The sequence below is a fragment of the Aporhodopirellula sallentina SM41 genome (assembly GCF_000346505.1).
In the GTDB taxonomy this organism is placed as follows: Bacteria; Planctomycetota; Planctomycetia; order Pirellulales; family Pirellulaceae; genus Rhodopirellula; species Rhodopirellula sallentina.
This window is the reverse complement of record NZ_ANOH01000097.1, coordinates 1-25,864: the sequence shown is the minus strand read 5'-3', so window position 1 is coordinate 25,864 and position 25,864 is coordinate 1. Positions and strand designations below refer to the sequence as shown.

General features: G+C 54.3%; 14 protein-coding genes. All 14 read left to right on the top strand.

Annotated features, from left to right (window positions below):
* Positions 1–361: 361 nt before the first annotated feature.
* Positions 362–1,603 (top strand): DUF1559 domain-containing protein, encoded by a 1,242-nt coding sequence (locus RSSM_RS05755; RefSeq protein WP_044301278.1) that lies wholly within the window; start codon positions 362–364, stop codon positions 1,601–1,603.
* A 127-nt stretch (positions 1,604–1,730) separates the two neighbouring features.
* Positions 1,731–1,916, top strand: coding sequence for a hypothetical protein (locus tag RSSM_RS33055; RefSeq protein ID WP_008675538.1), 186 nt, complete (start codon positions 1,731–1,733; stop codon positions 1,914–1,916).
* A 262-nt stretch (positions 1,917–2,178) separates the two neighbouring features.
* On the top strand, positions 2,179–4,527 hold the full coding sequence (locus tag RSSM_RS05750) for a PSD1 and planctomycete cytochrome C domain-containing protein (protein ID WP_236620969.1): 2,349 nt from the start codon (positions 2,179–2,181) through the stop codon (positions 4,525–4,527).
* A 3-nt stretch (positions 4,528–4,530) separates the two neighbouring features.
* Complete coding sequence (locus RSSM_RS05745) at positions 4,531–5,994, top strand: DUF1501 domain-containing protein (RefSeq protein ID WP_008675534.1); 1,464 nt, start codon at positions 4,531–4,533, stop codon at positions 5,992–5,994.
* A gap of 31 nt (positions 5,995–6,025) precedes the next feature.
* Positions 6,026–7,447, top strand: coding sequence for a sulfatase family protein (locus tag RSSM_RS05740; protein ID WP_008675532.1), 1,422 nt, complete (start codon positions 6,026–6,028; stop codon positions 7,445–7,447).
* A gap of 101 nt (positions 7,448–7,548) precedes the next feature.
* Positions 7,549–8,817, top strand: a complete 1,269-nt coding sequence (locus tag RSSM_RS05735) for a sulfatase family protein (RefSeq protein WP_008675530.1) — start codon at positions 7,549–7,551, stop codon at positions 8,815–8,817.
* Entirely contained in the window at positions 8,814–10,826 is a 2,013-nt protein-coding gene (locus RSSM_RS05730) for a hypothetical protein (RefSeq protein ID WP_008675528.1), read from the top strand. Before RSSM_RS05735 ends, RSSM_RS05730 begins: the two co-directional genes overlap by 4 nt.
* A gap of 447 nt (positions 10,827–11,273) precedes the next feature.
* Positions 11,274–14,201: a glycoside hydrolase family 2 protein gene (locus RSSM_RS05725; RefSeq protein ID WP_236620968.1), complete on the top strand. Its 2,928-nt coding sequence runs from the start codon at positions 11,274–11,276 to the stop codon at positions 14,199–14,201.
* Between the two features lie 291 nt (positions 14,202–14,492).
* A complete protein-coding gene (locus tag RSSM_RS05715; RefSeq protein WP_008675520.1) occupies positions 14,493–17,900 on the top strand; it encodes a glycosyl hydrolase in 3,408 nt (1,135 codons plus the stop codon).
* 84 nt (positions 17,901–17,984) lie between these two features.
* Positions 17,985–19,409, top strand: a complete 1,425-nt coding sequence (locus tag RSSM_RS05710) for a BNR repeat-containing protein (RefSeq protein ID WP_236620966.1) — start codon at positions 17,985–17,987, stop codon at positions 19,407–19,409.
* Positions 19,410–19,435: 26 nt separating this feature from the next.
* Entirely contained in the window at positions 19,436–20,851 is a 1,416-nt protein-coding gene (locus tag RSSM_RS05705) for a sulfatase-like hydrolase/transferase (protein WP_008675517.1), read from the top strand.
* Between the two features lie 93 nt (positions 20,852–20,944).
* Positions 20,945–21,850 carry a glycoside hydrolase family 78 protein gene (locus RSSM_RS05700; protein ID WP_144059597.1) on the top strand — a complete coding sequence of 302 codons (906 nt, stop codon included), beginning with the start codon at positions 20,945–20,947 and terminating at the stop codon, positions 21,848–21,850.
* A complete protein-coding gene (locus RSSM_RS05695) occupies positions 21,768–24,113 on the top strand; it encodes a family 78 glycoside hydrolase catalytic domain (protein ID WP_044301273.1) in 2,346 nt (781 codons plus the stop codon). The genes RSSM_RS05700 and RSSM_RS05695 overlap by 83 nt, the downstream gene beginning before the upstream one ends.
* A gap of 49 nt (positions 24,114–24,162) precedes the next feature.
* On the top strand, positions 24,163–25,864 hold a 1,702-nt coding region (locus RSSM_RS05690; protein WP_008675512.1), incomplete at its 3' end, for an alpha-L-rhamnosidase-related protein.

Below are 25,864 nucleotides of genomic sequence, written 5' to 3'. Positions count from 1 at the left end.
GAATGTCATCGTGTTATGTGTTTCTGCGCTCCGGTGCGGGGTCTGGTTAACAATTGTCGCAAAGTAGTCACAAAACAAGGGGTAATGGCTCATCGTCAAGTTGGGCGGCAATGGTAAAATCCATTTCGTTGGCAGGCCATAGGGGATCGCACGCTTCCATATCAAAGCGTCGAGATATTCTCGATTGCGTCGAAGCGGTGGTTGGGTTTGGCAGTCATGGCAAAAGATTCAGTCGGCGACATGTCTCTTGGCGGGGGCTTTTTCGAGCGTACTGGTAAGGCTGTGTCTGGCAACTCAACTCGGTGTCTTGTGTTCTGCCAGCGTGTTCTCGTTTCTTTTCTTTTCTAGGTAGGTGTTTCAAATGAAACGTAATCGATTGGGGTTTACACTTGTGGAGCTGTTGGTGGTGATCGCCATCATCGGCGTTTTGGTTGGTTTGTTGTTGCCGGCTGTGCAAGCAGCACGTGAAGCGGCTCGTCGCATGAGCTGCAGCAACAACTTCAAGCAACTTGGTTTGGCGGTTCACAATTATCATTCCGCCTACAGTAAATTGCCTATGCAGGGCGGTGGTACAACAACCCTCAACGGAAGTGCTTCCGCGGGCGGACTGGCTCAGACCGCGGGTTCGGAGCCTCTGGCGACCAACGCTTTGGAACTCAGTTGGTTGGTCGGTCTGTTGCCGTTCATTGAGCAGCAGGCGCTTTGGGAGCAAATTAGTAATCCTTTGGATTCGGACGGAAATGCCAGCACGACGGGCGATGTTTTTCAGGCGATGGGGCCAACGCCACGTCGACGTCTGCAGGACCAGAACGGTCAGCCTTATGATCCATGGGTAACCGAGGTGCCAGGCTTCCGCTGCCCGAGCGATCCGGGTGTTGGTCTCCCTGCGTTCGCACGCACTAACTACGCAGCGTGCATGGGCGATTCGGCGATCTATGTTCACGGTGGAATCAAAGACAACGGAACTTGGAACACCAGTGGTCCTGAGCGACAGCGTGAGTCGTGTCGCGGTTTCTTCGTCTATCGAAATGAAGCTCGCTTCCGCGATATCCTTGATGGTCTGTCTAACACGATTATGGCCGGCGAGATCGCCACGGACCTTGGTGACCGTGACAAGCGGACTCACCCCGCCAAAGCGCAGGGTATCTCCTGGTTGGGCGATCAAGGAACCAATAGCGCTTGTGATAGTATGGTCGATGCAACGCGTCCCCAGTTTTGGAGCAACGGCCTGATCGAAACCGACTTCAACGCCAGTATCGGTCCGCTCGGGGAAGTTAAGCGTGGTTTCAAGTGGGCGTTCGGTCGCGTGCTCTTCAGTGGTTTCAACACGACCGTGCCTCCCAATGGAGCGTACTGTGCCGGAACCTTTGGCATCAGCGACGCCACCGCCTCGGCGAGCAGTCGTCACCAGGGTGGCGTGCACATCCTCATGGGTGACGGTGCTGTGAAATTCGTGACTGACTCAATCGAGGCAGGCAATCAAAACAGCTACCACGTCGGCTGGCGTGGGCCAGCACTTGATGCTGGTGCCCAGAGCCCGTTTGGGTTGTGGGGAGCTCTCGGGTCGCGAGCGTTCAAGGAAACGATCGATCAGGAATTTTAATAGGCAGCGGCGGTTCACTCGCCGTCAATATTTACAAGGGGGCCAGGCGACAGCAGACGGCTGGCCCTCTTGCATTTCCAATCTGCAACTCGGATGTCAACATGGCATCAAAAATTAAGGAGCTATCATGAAACAGTTTTACATGCTTGCCGTTTCGTTGGGGGTCGTGCTCTCGATGGTCGGATGTGGAGATTCAGGTTCGACGTCGATGCCAATCGAGAAGAGTGAGCTTGAGAAATATGTTGAAGAGAATCCCGTGCCGTTGGTCGGTGCAGAGGATTTTGGTGACGTCGAGGAATCGGATATGGAGTGATTGCTTGGACCGGGGACGCTGGTCTCGATGTGGCAATGCCACTACTCGGTTTTCCAGTGCACCGTAGGTAAGCGAAATACCTGATCGCGATTGTTTCGGTTTGTGCACGTTCGCGGCAGACATTCTAATGTGTGCCGCGATCACCGTTTGGTTGCGAGCGAATTTGGTCTAGCAAAAGAGTTGCAACATGGTTCCAAGGCGAATCCGAGCGAAGCTATCTCACGTGCCAATTATTTCCGTGGTTTCCGCCGTAATCGTGTGCATGTCAGTTACGATGGCACATGCGGACAACCCGGTTTCTTTCAACCGCGACATACGTCCGCTGCTCTCGAGTCGGTGCTTTGCATGTCACGGCCCCGATCCTGAATCGCGAGAGTCGGGGCTGCGACTCGATGTAGCCGATGATGATGACGGACCGATCGGATTTGTGATCGAGCCCGGATCGATCGACGACAGTGAATTGTGGCGCCGGATTACGACGGACGACGAATCCGAGTTGATGCCGCCAACCGATTCGCATTTAGAGCCATTCAAGGATGAAGAACTGCAGTTGATTCGTCGGTGGATTGAATCGGGTGCGGAGTATGAAGGTTTCTGGGCGTTCGAGCCCCCGCGTGTTCCTGCTTTGCCTGAGGTAAGCGATCCTTCGTGGGACGTTCATCCGATCGATCGTTTGGTGATGCAGAGGCTCCGCTCTGACGGACTCCAGCCATCGTCTGCGGCAGATCCTCGGACGCTGATCAGACGCGTCACGTTTGATCTAACCGGCTTGCCTCCATCCCGCGAAGAGATCGCGACGTTTCTGGATCGCTATCAACAGGCACCGGAACAAGCTTGGCAAGACTTGGTCGATGACCTGCTCAGTCGGCCACAGTTTGGCGAGCACGTCGGACGATACTGGTTGGACTTGGTTCGATACGCCGATTCCAACGGGATGCATAAGGATTTTTATCGCAATCACTATGCGTACCGTGATTGGGTGATCCGAGCGTTCAACGAGAACCTCGGGTACGACGATTTTCTGACCTATCAACTCGCCGGTGATCTGTATCCCGAGCCGACGCGTGATCAACTGATCGCGTCAGGGTTCCATCGTTTGCATTTGATCATTGACCGAGGCACGGCGCTGCCCGAAGAAAGCTTCTCAAAGAACGTGATCGACCGGGTGACCTCGGTTGGGACCGCGTTCTTGGGTTTGACTGTCCATTGTGCTCAGTGCCACGATCACAAGTTCGATCCGATCACGCAGGAAGATTTCTATTCGCTCTCCGCGTTCTTCAATAACATCGACGCAAAGCCTGAAACGGTTTCGCGGGATGGTCCGAAGAACGGTCTGCAGCCGCCGTTCATTTCGTTGGCCACTGACGAGCAATCCGCTCGGCTTGGAGAGTACGATCGCTTGCTTCGTCAGTTGTCAAAATTGCAGCCGACGCTTGAGAAAGTGGGGGCCGCGGAAGAAACCACCGCTCTGCTCGAGCGAATTCAGCAGAAACGCGATGCGTTTGATGACGGGATCGCGAAGGCGATGGTGATGAAAGAACGCAGCAACGTTCGCCAAACGTTCATCCTCGAACGCGGCCAGTACGATGCCCCGGGTAAAGAGGTGAGTCGAGGCACTCCCGCGTTCCTGCCGCCTTTGCAAACGACCGGCGAGGTTCCGTCGAGAATGGATCTCGCACATTGGTTTGTTTCGCCGGATCATCCGTTGACCGCACGCGTGGCCGTGAATCGTTTTTGGCAGCAGTTCTTTGGTGTCGGACTCGTGAAGACCTCCGAAGATCTCGGTAGCCAAGGCGAGGTGCCTTCGCATCCCGAGTTGCTCGACTACCTTGCCGTTTCGTTCGTCGAATCGGGGTGGGATGTCAAAGCGTTGATGCGTCAGATTGTATTGTCGAACACCTACCGGCAGTCATCGATCGCGACGCCAGAGCAGTTCAACGCGGATCCGGAAAATCGTTTGCTCGCACGCGGGCCCCGCTATCGTTTGGACGCCGAGATGATCCGTGATCAGATCTTGGCGACGAGCGGTTTGTTGTCCGACCGAATGTACGGACCTAGTGTGAAGCCGCCGCAACCGGACGGTTTATGGCAGTCGGTCTCGATGATTGGCGAAGTTTACCAACCTGATTCGGGGGAATCGATTCGGCGCAGAAGCGTTTACACGTTTTGGAAGCGTTCGATGCCTCCGCCGCAAATGACAATCCTTAACGCTCCTCTACGCGATTCGTGCATCGCACGGCGTGAACGGACCAACACAGCGACACAGGCGTTGTTGTTGCTCAATGAACCGGAATACCTCAATGCGGCGCGAGCCTTGGCGAAGGAAACATTGAAGCAACCCGAATCACAACGTATGTCGTATCTCTGGGAGACCGTGACGTCCAAACTGCCCGACCGGGATGAGGTCGCCACTATCGAATCGTTGCTCGGTGATCTGGTGCAAAAGTATTCGAGTGATCGGGAGTTGACGCGGCAGATGACTCACGGGGCGACGGAAGCTAACTCGGAATCATCCACTGTTTCGGCAGTAGGAAACGACGTGGAACTCGCGGCGTGGACTGTACTCGCCAATGTTGTTTTCAATCTCGATATTACCAAAACGAAGGAGTAGACGATGGAACGCATGCAAACCGTTGACCTTCGTAGCAACCGACGCCGTTTCCTGACAAACGCCGGCATGGGGTTGGGCGTGTCCGCTTTAGCGAACGCTCTCGCGAATACCTCGTATTGCAATTCGTCGATTCCCAACACGGATCTCGGCGGCCAACCGGGGCTGCACTTTCCGGCCAAAACGAAACGTGTCATCTTTCTCTTCATGGCGGGCGCGCCGAGTCAACTCGATTTGTTTGATTACAAACCCGAGCTGCACCGACTGTTCAAGAGTGAGTTGCCTCCGTCGGTCAGTCAAGGCCAGCGAGTGACGGCAATGACGAAGGGAAAAGCACAACTCGTCGCGCCATCGAAATTCCAATTTTCGCAGCACGGCGAAAACGGTATTTGGATGAGCGAGTTGCTGCCCCATTTAGCCAAACGCGTCGATGATCTGTGCATCATCCGCTCTCTCAATACCAACGCAATCAATCATGACCCGGGCAAGACATCGTTTTGCACCGGATCGGAGATCCCCGGCAAGCCGAGCATGGGGTCTTGGTTGAGTTACGGATTGGGGACGATGAACAAGGACCTGCCCGACTACGTCGTTTTGCCGTCGGCGTTTTGGGGCGGCAAGGTGAACGTGCAGGCACTCTATTCGCGTTTGTGGGGCAGCGGTTTTCTGCCTTCAAAACATCAAGGAACGAGTTTCCAGGCGGCTGGTGATCCGGTGTTGTTTCTTTCCAACCCGAAGGGAATCGACCGATCCGTGCGTCGACGCATGCTGGACTCTCTCGGCGAGCTGAACCAGAAGCACTTCAGCGAGATTGGCGATCCGGAAATTGAAACAACCATCGCGCAACAAGAGATGGCGTTCCGAATGCAGTCATCCGTTCCCGAGCTGACTGACCTTTCGGAAGAAGCCCGCGAAACGATGGAAATGTATGGCCCGGACGTCGACAAGCCCGGTTCGTACGCGAGGAACTGTCTCTTGGCGAGACGGATGATTGAACGTGACGTCCGGTTTGTTCAGTTGTTTCATCGCGGATGGGACCATCACTCGCGATTGCCCGAGAACCTAACGGCGCAGTGCAAAGACGTCGATCAGCCGACCTCGGCGTTGTTGATGGATCTGAAGCAACGAGGGTTGTTGAAGGACACGCTCGTGGTTTTCGCCGGCGAGTTTGGACGCACCGTTTATAGCCAGGGTAACTTGACGCCCAATAACTACGGACGCGATCACCACCCGCGATGTTTTACCGCTTGGATGGCAGGTGGCGGGGTGAAAGGCGGCTTCGAATACGGAACGACGGACGACTTCAGTTACAACGTTTTGGACGGATCCGTTCATGTTCGAGATTTTCACGCAACAATGCTTCATCTACTGGGGATTGATCACAATCGATTGATCTTTCCGTTTCAAGGGCTCGACCAAAAACTGACGGGCGTTGACCCCAGTCGTGTTGTGACGGAGATCATCGCGTAGCCACATGCCCTCTTTCAGTCGAAATAGCTCCATGAAATACCGTTTGCTAATGCGATCGACATGCCCACTGTTGGCAGTGACTCTATTGGCATCTCTGTTCGCGACCAAATCTAGTTCCGCTGAACCACAGCGACTTCCTGACATCGTGGTGTACTTGGCCGATGATCTTTCCGCAGACGACGTTTCATCCTACGGCGGCACGAGTATTCAAACGCCGGAAATTGATCAGTTGGCCGCCGATGGGATGGCGTTTGATCGTGCTTTTGTCGCCAGTCCTTCGTGTGCGGTCAGCCGTGCGGCGTTATTGACCGGATTGATGCCCGCCCGCAATGGTGCGGAAGAAAATCATAGTTACCCGCATGAAGATGTCCTGCGACTGCCAACGATTCTCAATGACCTTGGCTACCAAACCGCCGCGTTTGGGAAAGTTGCTCATCTGCGAAGTGCCCCAGACTATCATTTCGACGTCATCGATTCCAAACAGCACATTCCGGATCTGCGAAAAACGGTGAGGAAGTTTTTGGAGGAGCGTACAGACCCGCGTCCACTGGCGCTCTTCGTCGGAGTCTCCGACCCACACGTTCCATGGCCCAGCGAGTCAACAGTCGATCCCGAGTCAATCGCAATGCCACCGCAGTTGCTCGACACGCCACGCACGCGAGTTCAGCGTTCACGATACTTGCAGGAGGTGAAAGACCTCGACAAGTATCTGGGTGAACTTCGAGCGTTAGCTGACAAACATTTGTCTGACGACAAGCTGTTCCTATTCTCCAGCGATCACGGTGCCCAATTCCCGTTCGGCAAGTGGACGCTTTACGATGAAGGCATTCGCGTGCCATTGATCGTCGCTCAACCTGGAAAAATTGAAGCGGGGACGAGAACGGATGCCATGGTTAGTTGGGTCGACGTCTTGCCAACCTTGATCGATATCTCCGGCGGCGTTGTTCCGGCCGATCTCGATGGACGCTCATTTGCGCCGGTCCTTCATGGCGAGACCGATTCGCATCGTGAACGCATCTTCACAACGCATAGCGGTGATTTGCTGATGAACGTCTATCTCAGCCGCAGTATTCGCACGGATCGATATAAATTGATTTGGAACCCACACCCCGATTTTGCCTTCACATCGTATATCGATTTGCTTTTGCGTGAAACATCCGGCGACTACTTCAAGGAGTGGATCGAAGCAGCCAAGACCGACGATCACGCCGCTGCTGTGCTCGCTCGTTACTACGGGCGTCCTGAGTACGAGCTCTATGATTTGGAGAACGATCCCAATGAACTCAATAACCTAGCCGGTCGCGAAGAGTTGTCGTCCGTTCAACGCGAGTTGACGCAGGAACTCAACGAGTGGATCCAATCGCAGGGAGATGAACTCACTGTGTTCCATCAGCCTTTGATGCTCGACGAACCTGCGACCTGGGTGCCACGGAAAATCTCACGTAAGAAGTAAGAACTATCCCCAATCATCTTCCCATCCTGTCCTTTCCCCACCTCCCCATGATGGACACCTTGAGTATGTATCGAAGAGTTATCACTGTCACCCTATTTGTGATGTCGGCGCTAGCGAGCGTGGCTGCGAATGCGGACCGCCCCAACGTTGTCTTCTTGCTGAGCGACGATCAGGGCTGGAACGATTACGGATTCATGGGACATCCGCATATCCAAACGCCTCATCTGGATCAGTTGGCAAAGTCGGGTTTGGTTTATGAGCGAGGCTATGTCACCGCGCCACTGTGTCGGCCATCGCTCGCGAGTCTCGTCACGGGACTCTATCCACATCAAACCGGCATTCGGGGCAACGACCCGGTGATGCCAGCGTCGACCAATCGCAAGAAGGATCTTGGGGTATTCGCGTCTCTTCGAAAACGAATGACCGCGCCTCTGCACGAGCAGCCTTCGTTTGTGAGGATGTTGAAAGAGAACGGTTACGCGACGCTGCAAACCGGCAAATGGTGGGAAGGCGACCCGAAGGAGCATGGCTTTACCGATGCAATGACCCACGGTGTGGAATCGCGAGGCGGTCGGCACGGTGATGTGGGGCTGAAGATTGGACGCACGACGATGCAGCCGATTTATGATTTCGTTGACAACGCTAAATCGAAACAACAACCCTTTTTCATCTGGTACGGTGTTTTCCTGCCGCACGCTCCCCATAACGCACCGCAGCGACTCTATGAGAAGTACAAAGACGTCGCCCCCGACGAGCCAACGGCGAGATACTGGGCCAATGTCGAATGGCTCGATGAGGGTTGCGGACAGATCGTCGACTACCTCAAACAGAACGGTTTGTACGAGAACACGATCTTCGTCTACACGTGCGACAATGGATGGGTTCAAGATCCGAAAAGAATGAACGTCAGCGTTCGATCGAAACGCCACCCCGTGGAAGCCGGCATTCGCACCCCGATCATCGTTTCGCATGAAGGAGAAATCACGGCTTCGCGTGATCGCGAAACACTCGCGAGCAACATTGACATTGCCACGACGATTTTGCACGCCTGCGATATCGATCCGCCGGCCGCAATGACCGGACTCGATTTGCGTGATCCAGAGCAATTGCAAAAACGCGATCGTGTGTTTGTGGACGTGTACGAACACGACAGCGACCTGGATCGCCTCGTCGATTTGGATGACGGACTGGTTGCTCGTGTGGTGATTGACGGTTGGAACAAATTGATCTCTCGTCCGTCGGCCGATGAACTTTACGACCTGAAGACGGATCCTGATGACCGCAATGACTTGTCCACGAAGCAGCCCGAAAAGGTGGCGGAGTTGAAAGCAGCACTCAACGAATGGTTGCATGCAGGGAGCGTGAAATGAATCGTTCCCACAAAGACGCCTGCGCAACGAACCGTCGCCATTTTGTTAACCGATCATTCGTTGGACTCGCGAGTCTTGCGGTCGCGAGTAACGGTTTGATCGCTTCAGAAGAGCACGCAGAAGAGCACGCAGAAGAGCACGTAGACGCATTCTCTCAATCCTCTTCGGCATCGCACAGCAACGAACGCTTTCTCGAGTTGACCAAGAGTCTGCTGGTGGATTGGTGCGACGGGATGATCCGACGCCAGGTAAACAATCCGAGCGATCCGAGCCGCCATGGTGCGTTGATCTGTCCGGCATGCAGTCACATTCATGGACGTTGCAGCGATGCGTTGTACCCGTTCATGCATCTGGCACGCGTGACCGGGGAACAGAAGTACCTTGACGCGGCAATCAACGTGTACGACTGGGCTGAGAACAACGTCAGCCAACCCGACGGCAGTTGGACCAACGACATCAATCCAAAAGCGTGGCGTGGTACGACGATTTTCGGAGCGATCGCGCTGGCGGAAGCGTTGCATTATCACGGCGAGCTTCTCGATGCAACTCGGCGGGAAGCGTGGACGAAGCGTCTCGACGAAGCTGTCGGCGGATATCTCTACCGAGACTTCCGAAAGATCGACTTCACGAATCTGAACTACGGCATGACCGGGGTGTACGGATTCCATTTGTTCGGCAACCTGCTCGGCAACCCGAAATACACGGCGCGTAGCGATCAGTTTGCCAAACGGGTGAAGGAGTTTTTCACTGACCCGAACATGCTGCTGTGGGGCGAGGGGAAACCGAATGACAATCGAAGCGGTCGCGGATTGCTGCCGGTCGATCTCGGATACAACGTTGAGGAATCACTCAACGGTGTTGTGCTGTATGCCATCGAGGTTGGCGATCAAGAAATGCTCGATCTCGCCACCAAGACACTCAATGGGCATCTTGAGTTTATGTTGCCTGACGGGGCGTGGGACAATAGCTGGGGAACCCGGTCGCAAAAATGGAGCTACTGGGGCAGTCGCACGTCGGACGGATGCCAACCGGCGTTCAGTTTGATGGCCGGCTACAACCCGGCGTTCGGAACGGCTGCGATTCGCAATGCGGAGTTGTTGCAGCGCTGCACGGCGGACGGGCTACTGCATGGCGGGCCAGATTACGTTTCGCATGGCATTAAACCGTGCATCCACCACACGTTCGCTCACGCCAAGGTGATGGCGCTCGTCCAAGATCGAGCCGCGACGTTGCCGAAAGTAGACGACACCGCTCCGCTGCCTCGCGCAGTCGCTGATGGTGTGAAGCATTTCAGTGAACTCGACGTATGGTTGGCTGCGAGAGGTCCCTGGCGAGCGACGATTTCGGCGTACGATTCGATCTACAAAACAAAAAAGTCGGGGCTGTTACAGCAGCCCACAGGCGGGTCGCTTTCGGTGTTGTATCACGAGAAGGTTGGCACGCTGCTGGCGTCGAGCATGGCTCGATACGAAATGGTCGAACCGCTGAACATGCAGCCACAACCGGGCAGGGACTTCCCGCTAACGACTCGTGTGGAACGACACGTTGACGGCAGTTGGTTTACGAACTTGTATGAGCTCGACGCGAAAGTCTCAACGGAAGAAGACGGAGAAAATGTCGAAATCCGAGTGGAGACGTTTCTCGAAAACGAATCCCGTGAGTTAATCTCCGAGGGCGAAGCTCCATGGCAGATTCAATATCGGTTTGGACCTGACAACGCGACGATCATCGTCGAGGCACCAGAGCAGGTATCGCCGGGCGATGATTCCCTCATTGTGCCGATCCTCTCGCCGGCCGGTGAGGAGGTTCGCCAGGTGTCGGACACTCGCATCGAGGTTGTCAAACCAAAGGGGACAGTCGTTATCGAATCCAACGCGACGCTGTCTGTTCAAGGTGATCCGACAAAGCGAGTCTTCAACATGGTTCCGGGTGCGGAAGCTTTGCCGCTGGAAATCAAGATTCCGGCGGGGAACGATTTGGCGACTCGGTGCGTGATCTCGGTGATCTAAAGCATTGTGAGATTTGTCGTCTTCAACACCAGGAGATGAATTCGTCATAACTGAGACCTCCAATGTCTGGTGACGTTCGTTAGATCGATTTCGATGACACTTGAGAGGCTCAGTTGCTTACCTCGGCTCTCGTTCCGCGGTGCTCAGGTCGCGGAGAATTGCGGGTTGGTGGTCAGATTGACGTTCTCCTTCTTTCACGGTTGCGAAATTCGCGATATTTAGCTCAAGTCGGCGATAATGTTCGCGAAAATGTCGCACGCTAACGGGTATGTATACGTCGTCAGGGCTCTGGCGACGGTACCCATCCGTCCGTAACCCGCGTGTGCATTGATGACGACGTCGCATAAAGAGTGTCTCCTCGAGAAATTGGTTCCAAGGTTTTCACGCGCGCGAGTAGGACTCGTGTTTCTTGCGTTGCTTAGCGTTTTTTTTGTCGACGTGGAATTGGTGTCCGCAGAGACAGAAGACGCATCGTTCGGTGTGCGGAAATACAACCTGAATATCGGGTGGCGTTTCATTCGCGATGACGTCGAGGGGGCCCATCAGTCGGAATTTGATGATCAGAATTGGGACATCGTCAGTTGCCCTCATACGTGGAATGACGTCGATACCTTCAACGATTTCGGAACGGGAGGCCACCAGGGCGAAACGGATCTTTGGCAAGGGGCCGCGTGGTATCGCAAGGAGTTTTCGTTGCCGGAATCGGCGGTGGGCAAACGTGTCATCGTTGAGTTCGAGGGAGTGCGGCAAGTCGCCGATGTCTACATCAATGGCCATCACCTTGGCCAGGATAAGACAGGCTTTATACCGTTTGGATTTGATCTGACTCCGCACCTCGAGGAGAACGGGACCAATGTGCTCGCGGTCAAAGCGGACAACACCGTCGAGCCAACTCTGTATACAGGCGCGACACCGTGGCACCATCAAAACTGGCATCCGCCGCACGGTGGCATCTATCGCAATGTCTATCTGCACGTGCTCGATCCGGTTCATGTCACGCTGCCACTGTATGGGAACCTGGGGTCCGAAGGCGTGTATGTTTGGACCGATTCGCTGACGAAAAGTAGTGCGTCGGTGGGCGCCATCGCACAAATTGGCAACTCGCAGTCTTCTCCGGTCGAAGCCAACATCACCTTCTCGATCATTGATCGAGAGAGGGAAATTGTTGCGTCGGCGAGCGAGGTGGCATCGATCGATGCGAACGGGCTATGCAAAGTTGACTGTTCGTTAGACGTCTCGGATCCGCACCTTTGGGAACCTGACTATCCGTATTTGTACGAACTGAACGTCGAGGTCACGGTGGATGGTGTCGTTCGCGACATATCGAGTGTCCCCGTTGGCATCCGGAACTTCCGTTTTGATAAAAACAGTGGGTTTTGGATCAACGGGCGTCACCTGAAACTACACGGTTGGGGGCAAAAACCGATTGCCGGATGGGCTGGGCTCGGCGCCGGGATTCCCAATTGGATGCACGACTACACGTTGCGGATGATGGAGGATGCGGGCGGCAATTTGATCCGGTGGGGGCACTGCGCAGGACCACCGGTCGGCGTCGAAAGCAGTGATAAGTATGGGTTTGTCACGATCATGCCAGGCGTGGATGGAGAAAAGGATTGCCAGGGTGACGCGTGGCAAACGCGAACGAATGCTTATCGCGACATGATTGTCTACTATCGCAACCACCCTGCGATCTGCATTTGGGAAGGCGGCAATTACAGCGTCAGTCCTGAGCATGCCGCCGAACTGAAAGAGATTGTTCAGAAATGGGACCCCAAGGGCAAACGATACTTCGGGTTCCGAATGTCAACTCCGGCGATGCGCGAGAGCATCGACATTGAGCTCGGTACGGTGGGGCGGACACGGACGTTTCCCTCGCTCGCTGTGGTGGAAACGGAATACGACCGTACCGAAACACCACGTCGCGTTTGGGACGAGTATTCACCGCCTGACTTCGGGCGACTCGGGAAGTTGGAAGAACTCAATACGTATTCGTTGACTTCTGAAGGATTCGCTACCAATGCCATTGACCAATGGTGGACGCTCTTTGGCAGCAAGCCTGGACACAGCGGAGGTGCGAATTGGATTTTTTCGGACGGAACACATGGGACGCGACAGCGAACCGATTGTGCCCGAGCGACGGGAGAGGTCGATGGCGTTCGTTTGCCCAAGGAAGCCTACTGGGCATTGCAGGCGACTTGGGATGATGAAGACCGGGTGCATTTGATCGGCCACTGGACCTACCCCGCAACCACCGTCAAAAACATGTACGCCGTTGCAAAAGCGGATCGTGCCGAGTTGTTTGTCAACGGCAAGAGCCTCGGAGTGGGCGAACGCAGTTTCGACACGCTGTTTACGTGGCCGGATGTCGTTTATGAGCCCGGTGAGATCACTGTGGTCGCTTATCGGGACGGTCTGAAGATCGCAACGCAGACAAAGCATACCGCTGGGCAGCCGCACGCGATTCGGTTGACCCCAATCACTTCACCTGCCGGTTGGCGAGCCGACGGCTCAGACGTTGTGCTGGTGGACTTTGAGGTCGTTGATCAAAAAGGACGTCGGTGTCCGGTCGATCAGGCTCGTGTGGATTTCGCGATTTCCGGTCCCGGCATTTGGCGCGGCGGATACAACAGTGGGGTTGAAGACAGCACAAACAAGAAACACCTCATGACGGAGTGTGGTATCAACCGTGTTAGCATTCGATCGACGTTGCAACCGGGCGAGGTCACGCTGACCGCCTCCCGTGACGGTCTGCACCCGGCCGTCATTCATCTCACGTCGAAACCGGTCGAGGTGGTCGATGGACTTAGCGAAACACTTCCCTCGGTTCTCGGCACGTCGCTTCCCGATCGTCCATACGTCGATGCGGAGCGGATTGCGGAACTGGAAGCACTGCGAGCCGTGCCGGTTCCTGCGCGTGAAGAAGCGAATCTCGATGATCAAATGTTTTCAATGTTCGCCTACACCGGTGAAGGTGCTGGGGGACAGGAAACACAGTATCAACACGAAATGCTTCCCTACTCCGATGAAGCCAGGATCTACATCAAGGAAGCACCATCTTATCTGCATGAATCACGCGTCATTCGAACCGCGAAGAATGATAGCGACTACTGGGCGAATGATTACATCGTTGCCTCTGCGGCTCGCGAAATGGAGTTCTTTGTTGCTCACGATGTGAAGGCCCCGGTGCCGGAATGGTTGTCGAGTTATCGAAAAACCGGCGACAAAGTCAAACTTAACCGAGGCACATTGGCGCTCTATGTGAAACGCCTCGCAAAGGACGAAGCCATCAAAATATCTGGCAATGCGGATCAAGCAAAAGGGAAAGGTTCGCATCTGAACATGATCCTCTTCTGCAAACCAGTTAGCTCTGATTGATCGAAGCAAGACGAAATGACGGGTGTTCTCCCTGAAAGAGAATCAACAGCGAAACCTCGCGTCGATTCTTGAAATCGTATCGGATACCTCCCATCGCTACCCACACCATGCAACATCACTTCCTGCCTGTTTCCTACAAAAGCGATTTGCGACCGCATCTGCGGCGCACTCCATTTGCCGCTTTGACGCGTGGTAATGTTATGCGCAAGTGGATCGGTGACGACCAAATCCAAAGTCGACACGCGCCGCCGAGTGAAATGAAGCACCAGCGAAATTGCGAGGGTGGTTAGCATGCGGATTTCACAAAACGCTCGCACCATTCTGGTTCGATTGCAGTTCGTGATCGTTCTATGGGGGTGTCTTGCCTGCTGCAGTCTTTCCGCAACCGAACCACTGTGTGAGAGATTTCAGTCGCCACCGAACTCTGCCAAACCACACACGTGGTGGCATTGGATGAACGGTTATGTTTCGGCCGAGGGCATAACCGCAGATCTGGAAGCGATGCACCGAACCGGCATCGGTGGATTCCAGGCGTTCCAAATCGAGCGCCGCATGTCCCCAGGACCGATCAAGTATCTGAGTGATGATTGGCGCCGGTTGATGAAACACACAATCGAGGAAGCCGATCGGCTCGGATTGGAAGTGTGCTTTCATAACTGCGCGGGATGGTCGAGCAGCGGCGGCCCATGGATTACGGCTGAAGCGTCGATGATGAAGGTGGCGTGGACCGAGCGGCAAGTATCCGGACCGCAGCCGGTGACGATCAAACTAGAACGGCCAACGGATCGCGACCCATACTCACGCGACATCGCAGTCCTCGCCTTTCCCACGCCGCAATCCGAATCGCATGGAGAACCTGGATTCCGCATTGAAAACTGGCGAGCCAAAGCGGGTTTTGAACGCGATAACTACATCCAGCCTGACACTCGCACCGTGGAAACCGGCGACGTGATCAGCACTGATGCGATTGTCGACCTGGGTGAAGAGATGACTGCCGATGGAACAGTTGCGTGGGATGTTCCCCACGGTGAATGGACCGTTGTGCGGTTTGCTTACACCCCGACTGCTGTTCGCAACCGGCCGGCTCCGCGGGAAGGGCGAGGCTACGAGTGTGACAAACTCAGCAAAACTGCTGTCGATTTGCACTGGGAGAATTGCGTTCAGAAGGTGCTTGACGACGCCGGTCCTCTGGCAGGGAAGGTGCTCAATAACATTCTCGTCGATAGCTATGAGGTGATGCAGCAAAACTGGACCAAGGGTTTTGAGATCGAGTTTCAAAAACGAATGGGATACGATCTCAAGAACTACTTGCCGGTATTGACCGGCCGAGTGGTCACGAACATGGATGTCAGTGAACGATTCCTGTGGGATTTTCGCCGGGTGATCGCAGATCTTCTGACCGAAAACTACTACCAGCACTTTGCCGATCGATGTCACCGCAGCGGACTCGCCTTATCGATCGAACCTTACGGAAAACCCGGAAACCTCGACAACTTTGCCGTTGCTGATGTCGCGGATATTCCGATGGGCGAATGGTGGGCGCGAACTCCGCCGGGATTGCACTTTGGATCGTCCAAGATGGCAGCGTCGGCCGCCCATACCAACGGCCGTCGAATCGTGGGCGCGGAAGCCTTCACGGCGGGGCGTGCTACCGCGGCGTTTGTTCAACATCCGTACCGTTTGAAAGCACAGGGAGATTATTTCTTCTGCCAGGGCGTCAACCGTTTCATCTTTCACACGTTCGTTCATCAACCGTGGGCTAAGGATGTTCTGCCCGGGATGACGATGGGGCCCTGGGGGTTCCAGAACAACCGCAACAACACGTGGTACGAACAGGGAAAAGCGTGGAACGAATATCTGTCCCGCAGTCAGTATCTGTTGCAACAGGGTGAATTCCAGGCGGACCTTTGCTACTTTCCAGGCGAGGACGCGCCGCAGGTTTGTCCGAACCGTAACGACATGCAACCGGCGGTTCCGGACGGATACGATTACGACACAATCTCCTGCGACAACTTCATGAAACTGACCGTCCAGGATGGTCGCATTGTTATGCCCGGACGAATGCAGTACCGCGTTCTGGTAATGCCCGAAGGACCGGTTAGACAGCAGGTGTTCGAAAAGGCGCACCAACTCTTGAAGAGCGGCGGTCACCTTGTTTGGGCCAAACCAAAACGTGCCCCAGGGCTGCAGAACTATCCGGAAAGTGATCGGTCAATCCGGCAAACCGCAAACGCTATCTGGGGTGAGTGCGACGGAACCGATGTATGCGAAAATGCTGTGGGGCAAGGAATGGTTTACTGGCCCCGTTCGCTTCAGAAGATCCTCGCATCGCTGGATGTTCAACCCGACGTGGAATTTCATTCGGTGCAACCGATTGCGACAACGTTGTATTCAGGGGTTGGATACGAATGGATTCACCGTTTAATCGATAACGTGGATGTCTATCTGATTTCAAACCAACAGGAAGTCGCCAGGCAAGTCGAAGTCACGTTCCGCGTCGATGGGCGAACACCGCAACTTTGGAACGCTCAAACCGGCGAAATCAAGCAGGCTCCCGTGTATGAATCCACCGACGATGGACGCACCCGCGTTCCACTGTTCTTGGATCCGGCCCAAGCCGTTTTTGTAGTCTTCAATGAACCATCGAAAGATCGCTCCGTCGTCGACATACTGCATAACGGCTCGACTCCATTTTCAAAGGGAAGAAAGCTGGCCGAACCACTGATCATTCACCGGGCGACCTATGGCGATCTTAATGGCGGTGCTGGTCGTCAGGTCGACGTGACCGGGCGAATACGATCCAAAATCGCTAGCAATGCGATCAATGTCGAAGTGAAATGGGATCTTTTTGGCCTTGATCCCGCCCCAGGCTCGCCGAAGCAACTGCGGGTGAAATACTCCGTAGGTGACAAGAAGTTCTTAACGGTAGTGAATCAAAACGAAACGCTCGTGTTGAATCGAGTTACCAACCCGGTTCCCGCCACAGCGGAACCGGCGACGTTGGCAGTCTCGAGAAAAAGCACTGCTCTTCATGCGTGGGAACCGGGCACGTATGAGGTGGTCTATTCGGATGGAACGCGTAATTCGTTGGAAGTCCCGAGTATCCCTGAGTCGATCGATCTCTCAACCGATTGGAAGTTGCAGTGTCCCCGCGAATGGGGCCCCGAGAATATCGATTTGGACCGATTGGTTTCATGGACAGAACACAGTGATCCGGAACTGAACTACTTCTCGGGAACCGCAATCTACCGCAAAGAATTCGATGTCCCGGCAGACAGGATAGGCCAGGATAAATCGGTTCGGCTGGACCTCGGCGACGTCAAACTGTTCGCCGAAGTCATCTTCAATGGGAAAAATCTCGGCACGTTGTGGAAGCCGCCTTTCCAGGTCGATGTCTCAGGACTTGTTCAGCCCGGTTCAAACCAGCTGGAAGTTCGTGTCACGAACTTGTGGGTAAATCGGCTGATCGGTGATGAACGATTCGAGCCGGCCGATCGCTATGAGCCAAACGTGAAGCCTGGAGAAGGTTTGATTCTGAAGATCCCTGCATGGTTAGAGAACGGCTCGCAGCGCCCGGCGACAACGGCGAAGACGTTCGCGACATGCAAGTTTTATACTCAAGATTCACCGCTGAGCGAATCCGGATTGCTAGGTCCGGTCAAACTCGATTTCGCGATTCGCCGAACATTGGAACCATAGCGTGTTCATCAAACAATGAAGACTCTCAGAAAGAACTTTCGTATGCACGTCGCCTTTCGCTCTACCGTCATGGGGTGTCTTTGCGTGGCATCAGCCTTTTCCTCTGAAAACGGGCACGCAGGAGATTTTCAAAAAGTCGAGAATACGATCGTGGATGCCCGTGCGCTGACCTTTGCCGAAGGGCCTGCCGCTCGATTCGGTGGCACGGTGAATGGGCGTTCGCACCAACAATCGCCGATTGTCTCGTACCGAGGCTACCAATACGTTGGCTATGTGGACTCGAGAAGGCGGGTGTGTCTTGCACGACGAGAACTGCCTGCCTCGGATTGGTCGGTCATCCGCTTTGAAGATCATCATTTTGGATCAAATGATTCACACAACACGATCGTCATCGGAATTTGCAAAAAGGATGGAACCATTCATCTCGCGTTCGATCATCACGCTAGTCCGCTGCACTACCGTGTTTCGAAACGGAACGTTGCCAATCGCGGAGAATCGTTTGACTGGGAGCCAAGTCTGTTTGGGCCGATTCAGAGTGCGTTGGGACCAATCGAGACCGCTGAAAGAGTCACCTACCCGCGTTTCTTCTCATCCCCTGATGGCGACCTGATGCTGTACTACCGGGCCATGACGTCTGGCAACGGTGACGGCATGATCGAACGATACGACGGCGACGCCCACGATTGGGTTCCGGGAATGGGGAAGTTCATTGCCCGTGATATTGGTGTTTATGAACACAACGGTCGCACCAGCCTTTATCGATGTCCCTACATGAATTCGTTGTCGTTCTCTAATCAACGACTCCACGCGACGTGGGTTTGGCGTGATCGGTTTGAAAAGACCAATCCGCGAAACCAACATGACTTGTGTTACGCGTACAGCGACGACATGGGGAACACTTGGCACGACTCCAATGGAAAGATCATTGGTGAGACCGGAACGAACCCCATACATCTAGATACGCCCGGACTGGTCGTGTTGCCCATTGCGCCAGAAAACCACGTTGCGAACCAGAACACTCACTATGCGTTTGATGATGGCAGCATCCATGTGATCGCGAGACAACGACAAGCGGGCAGGTCCGAGCATCGGTATCACCACTATTGGCGTGGCGGCAATCGTAAGTGGAATTTGGAGGTTTTACCGTTTTCGGGACAACGACCGAAGCTCGTGGGAAACAAAGACGGAGTGCTATTTCTCGCGTACACCGACGAAGTCAACGACGAATATCAGTTGTTCATTGCTCGTGGAATCCCTAATGCGTCACGTAGCCTGTGGCAGTGGGAACGACTTCCAACTCCCGAACAACCTACTTTTGGAGAGCCGTTGGTCGACGTTACGCGATGGGAGGAAGAACAGGTTCTGTCGGTCTACGTTCAGTCTCCTCCCAAAAGAATCATTCGTACCGACAAACGCGATCCGATTGATGGCGTCCCTTCACCTCTACATGTCATCGACTTCCATCTCAAGCCAATCGTCCATGCCCCAAAAATGGAGAGTTCCCTTTGACATTCTCGCGAACTCATCCGCGTTCCATGCATCTGTGCTGCTGCCTCATCTTTGGTGCGTTCGGCTTCGCGGCGATCTCGCTCTCGAAAGCGACTGAGCCGACCACGCCTGATCCGCCCAATATCATTTTCGTGTTGGCCGACGACATGGGGTTCAACCAAATTGGCGCGTATGGCGATACACCGATCAAGACGCCTCAACTGGACCGTCTTGCGGCGAACGGGATTCGGTTCACGAACGCGTACGCGGGCAACACCGTTTGTTCGCCTTCTCGTGTTTCACTGTTCACGGGACGCGACGGACGTCTCATGCAGAACAATTCCAACAAAGTTCAATTGGCCGATATCGATGTCACGATAGCTCACGTGCTCAAGCATGCTGGTTACGACACCGCTCTGTTTGGCAAGTATTCCATCGGATCGCAAATGGGTGTGACCGATCCGTTGGCGATGGGGTTTGATACGTGGTTCGGCATGTATTCGATTCTCGAAGGTCATCGACAATACCCGACGATTCTGTGGCGTGACGGACACAAACTGCGCATCACTGCAAACGAGGGCGGCAAAAAGGGGGCGTATGCACAAGAGTTGTTTGCTCAAGAAGCAATCGATTTTATCAATCAAGATCACGAGAATCCTTTCTTTGTGATGCTCGCGTTTTCATCCCCTCACGCTGAACTCGCCGCACCGGAAGAGTTCGTCAAACCGTACGAATCGCTGTTTGAAGAAACCCCGTATTCCGGGATGTCTAAGGGCGAACCATCGGACCAGTACGCATGGTACTATCCCGAACCGGTCGTGCGGCCTCGTGCAACACTCGCGGGGATGGTCACCGCATTGGACTCCTACGTGGGCAAGATCGTTGACGCGCTGAACCGCCGCGGCATCGCCGACAACACGTTAATTATTTTTACGTCTGACAACGGTCCGCACGATGAAGGCGGAGGCGATCCAGACTTTTTCAAAGCCGCTGCACCGTTCAAAGGAATGAAGCGTGATCTGTTCGACGGAGGCATTCACGTGCCGATGATCGCTTGTTGGCCGGCGAAAATCAAAACCGGCCGAGTCGAGGAGACGCCATTGGCCTTTGCTGACGTGCTGCCAACGTTCGCTGACATTGCCGGTGTTTCTTTGAATTCCGTCCCACGTGTGAAAACCAACGGAACGTCGATTTATCCGTTGCTCAGTGACTCGCCTAATTCAATTCCGGAACGAACGTTGTACTGGGAATTTGGCAAACAAGTCGGTGATCCCAACTCAGGTGTCGTCGGCGAAGTCTTTCAAGCGGCTCGTCGTGGCAACTGGAAAGCGGTTCGCTACGGGCTGGATCAACCAACCCAACTATTTGACCTGGCAACGGACCCCGGTGAGACGACGGATCTCGCAAAGCAGCATCCGGAGATTCACCATGAGTTCGTTTTCCTGTTCGAAGAGAACGAATAATAGCCGACTCCAAACTCGTTTCTCCTACACCGATTTCTCGCGATTTCCCTCGCTAGCATTGCTGATCAATCGAATTTGGTCGCATCCCCACCAATGAACGCCCGACCCACCATCGTTCCACGCACTTATCAACTGATGCTTTGGATGACGCTTTTCTTTGTGTCTGCCAATTGCTGTGCTGCGGTGGTTCCCGTGGACTTACGCTGCGAGTATCGAACGAACCCACTGGGGATCGATAATACGCGTCCAAGGCTTAGCTGGAAGATCATCGACACGCGGGCCGAGCGAAACCAGCGGCAGACGGGCTACCGAATCGTCGTCGCAAGCAGCCTTGCGAAACTCGATGCCGATTTAGGTGACCTCTGGGACAGCGGGTTGGTCGAACATTCTGATTCGCAAAACGTTGTTTTCGCAGGCGAGCAGTTGACGTCAGGAAGGACCTGTTACTGGAAGGTAAGAGTTCGAGACGCGGCAGACGCAACTAGCGCATGGAGCAAACCGGCACGTTTCACAATTGGGCTACTGAATCCAAGCGACTGGTTAGGCTCCTGGATCCACAAAGAGGATCAAATCAAAACCGATCACAACTGGTTCCGTAAAACATTCTCACTGTCTCAGAGTCCTTCGACCGCGTTCGCCTACGTTGCTTCGTTTGGCTATCACGAGATCTATGTTAACGGACGTAAGGTCGGCGACGGGGTGATGAATCCAGCGCAATCGTTCATGAAGAAGCGGATTCCCTATCTGACCTACGATGTTCGTGACTACTTGCAACCGGGCAAGAACGTCGTCGCGATCTGGCATGCGGCCGGTTGGGCTCGTTGGCCTCGAGTCACCGAGTATCGGAATCCGCCTTTTGTCTTTAAGGCACAGGTCGTGATTGAGGACGACGCGGAAACCACGACACTGGTGACCGATGAAACATGGAAATGTCGTAAGAGCAACAGCGAGTACAGTCGGGGGCTGGAATATCCTCGATTTTGGTGGCGAACGCATTGATGCTCGCAACCGAATCTCGGAATGGAATCAGCCGAACTACGACGACACGCAGTGGGATCAAGCGACAGTCTGGGAAAGCGACATCGCTGTGATCTTGAGTGCTCAGAGGGTCGAACCCCAAGTCAAATACGAAAAAATCACGCCGTGCTGTGTCACGCCACTGGAGGATCAGTCGTACGTGATCGATATGGGGCGTAACTATTCCGGCTATTTCCAAATGCATCTGCGTGGCGGCAAAGCCGGGCAGAAAGTGGTGTTTGAAATTTCGGATCAAAAGGAAAAACGCTGCAATTGGAATCAAAAGAGCGAGTACATCTTCGCCGAGACCGGGGAAGGAGTGTTCTCAAACCGTTTCAATATCGCAGGCGGACGCTGGATCACCGTAAGCGGTCTCGAAGCCACCCCGCCGTTGGACGACATTACGGGGTATGTCATCACAAGTGATCGGAAGCGGACCAGTTCGTTTGAGTGTTCAAACGAATTGCTCAATCGCATCTACGATGTGAACATTGACACGTATCTCGCCAATACGCTCGATGGGATTTTGATGGACTGTCCTCATCGCGAGCGTCGTGGTTGGGGCGAGGTTACTGTTGCGGCGATGTACGGTGATGCTTTGACGAATTTTGAAAGCGGAGCCTACATGGACCAGTACACACAGTTCATGCGGGACACTCAGTTCCCCGATGGCAGAATACGTGCTGTCATCAACGAGCAGGATCGCCCCTTCTTGATGTGGAAAGCCAATTGTCCGATCACGATCTGGGCGACGTACGAGATGCTCGGCGACAAAAAGCTTTTGGCAGACAATTACCTATCCATGGAACGGTGGATGACATGGTTGTTTGAACACTCCGACTACGCCACCGACGGAGCACTCGTCATTGGCGAAGAAGGCGAACGGCAATTCCCAGGCCTCGGTGATTGGTGTACCCCAAAGGGCAATTTCTGGGATAGCAGCAATTCACCGGAGGCGGCGCACTTCAACAATTGTTTGTATGCGTTCATGCTCGATCGTGCCGTGAAGATCGCGACAGCCTTGGGAAAGCACGTCGACGCGGCAACCTATTCGGATCGGTTAACCGTTCAACGTCACGCCACCCATGCGTTTTTTTACGATTCGGAATCGGGCGACTACGGAAACGGCCAACAAATCAATCAAGTATTCGCGCTCATTGGCGGCGTTACTCCTCAATCCGAACGACAGAAGGTGTACGGCCGGTTGGTCGACGAAGTGCTTTACGGATTCCCGTACTACGACTGCGGCAGTTCAGGGCAAGCGATCTATACTCGCTATTTCACGGAGTGCGGTGAGCGTATGGACCTCATCTACGAGATGTTGTGCGACGATGCTCACCCCAGTTACGGCTACTTCCTCGCGCAAGATGAAACGTTGTGGCCTGAACGATGGTCCGCAACCGGACAAAGCCGAATTCATACTTGCTACACCGGTATTGGCGGATATTTCATCAAAGGATTCGGCGGCATCCGGCCTGATCCAGAGCACCCAGGAATGCAACAGTTCTTAATTAAGCCATCTCCGGTCGGGGATCTGACGTATGCCAATGCATCTTTTCAAACCAACTACGGCAAGATCGTCGTCAACTGGAAACGTGGCGACAACATTGCAACCTACCACATCGAGGTTCCTGTCAACTGCTCGGCCAAATTGTTCGTTCCTTCGGTCAGCAAAGAACATGTTCGAGAAAGTGGCCGTCCGGCCGAGCAGTCCGAAGACGTACGCTATCTCGGCGATCAACTCAGCGACGCCGTTGGGAATTGCGTCGTCTACGCGATCGGATCGGGTACGTATGACTTTGCAGTATCCGCGATTCCCGAAGTAGCTTACCCCGACCCAATCGATCAGCAACGCAATCTCGCCAAGATCGCACGCATGAGTGCGTCGTCGATGCATATCGAAAGTGAAAAGCTCCCAGGATTCGAAGCTTTCAAGAGCAACGATCAGAACGCGGAGACTTCTTGGAAAGCCGCATCTGCTCAATCTCAATGGCTAGAGGCCGCTTGGATCAAACCACAAACTTTCGACACCATCGAAATCGACGAGATAGGCGATCGCATCAAGAGTTATCGCCTTCAAGTCTGGGACGGCGATCGTTGGCGCGATTTATTCGAAGGCAAAGAATGTGGATCAGGTCGGATTCATCAATTCGATGTAGTCACCGCCAGCAAAATGCGGTTGCAGATTGACCAGTGCTCAGACCTGCCGGAAGTCGCGGAGCTAAGGATCCTCAATGAACGTTGATCCACGCGGGCGGCACAGGCAATGTCCTAAATACATTGAGGAACCTTCTATGAAAGACGCACCCATTGATCCCCATCCCACTCAGTTTGAAAACCTTCGCATGAAAAGTGTCTGCACCGTTCTGTTCCTCGGTTTGTTTCTGGTTTCGATCTGCGCTACATCCACTTGCGCCGATGATCAGACGATTGAGTGGAACGCTCAGTGGATCTGGCAACCGGAAGACGGGCCAGCCAATTCCTGGGTCGCGTTTCGCAAGCAGATCGTAGTTGGCGAAGTTCCCAGTAAAGCCGTTGCGAGCATTGCGGCCGACAGCAAGTACTGGATGTGGATCAACGGCGAATTGGTCGTGTTTGAGGGGAGCGTCGCCCGTGGTCCGAGTCCCGCAAAGCCATGGGATCGTGTGAAAGAGATGTGGGAGCTTCCTCCCAATCGTAAGCCCTCCAATACGTGGTACGAGGAGGTAGATCTCGCTCCGTATCTCCGTCCCGGCAAGAACACGATTTCAGTTCTGGTTTGGTACTGGGGCAACGAGACTCATAAAGGCACTCACGTCGATAGCGGGAAGGGCGGTTTTATCCTTCAGGCCGATATCGGTGATCAACGAATTACCACCGATCGGTCATGGAAAACGAAACGCAATCCCGCCTACGCGTTGGATAGTGGTGACACGGGAACGAGCATCGTTCAGTACAACGTCAAGTACGACGCCCGCGACGCGATGGGCGATTGGCAGTCACCTGGGTTTGACGACACCGACTGGTCGAATGCAACGGAAAAAGGGATTCCGCCCGTCGCGCCCTGGAATCATCTCGAAAGGAACTACGTTCCCTCGCTGGTCAATCACGGTTTGCAATTCTACGCGAGCCATCCGGAATCGAAATTCCCGTTCGTCAGCGATGGGACGCCGATCCGATGCCACCTGCCATGGAATCAACAGATCACGCCGTGGCTAGAAATTGAATGTGATGAGGGCGTCGAGATTGGTATCACGACTGACAACCGTCAAAACAAGATCACCGCGCACTATACGACGAAACAGGGCCGGCAGGACTTCGAGAGTTTCTCGTGGATGAACGGGCATTGGGTGATCTATCAAATCCCCGCTGGCGTCAAAGTGCTGGGGCTGAAGTACCGCTGGATGAGCGTTGGCAATATGGCGGGAATGTTTGAATGCAGCGACCCGTTCTATCAACGTCTGTGGCAGATGGGACGCAACACGCTCTTCGTTTGTGCCCGTGATAACTTCATGGATTGCCCCGATCGCGAGCGTGCGTGCTGGATCGGAGATGTTGCCGACCAAGCCAGTTACCTCTTCTACTGCATGGACGATGCCGGTCGTCAGCTACTGAGAAAAGCGATCCGGGTAACGATGGCGTATAGCCACGACGATATCTACGCGGCTCTTGGCCCATTGCGGTTGCGTGAGCTACCCAGCCAGAGTTTGCAGTTTGTCGATCAGGCCATCTGGCAGTACTACTTCAACACCGGCGACATCGACACGCTACGTTACGCGTATCCGCATGTTCGTGAATACCTCCAACTGTGGAGCCCAGGTGCCGACGGTTTGCAATTGCGCAAAAAGTCGTCAATGGATCATTGGAACTGGAGCGACTGGGGGAAAAAGGACACGATCGACCAACAAATTGTGATCGATTCGTTGTACTTCATGGCGCTCAACAGCGCTGTGAAGATGGCGATAGAACTCAATGAAGCAGACGATATTGCTTGGTACCAAAGTCGAATCGATTCCA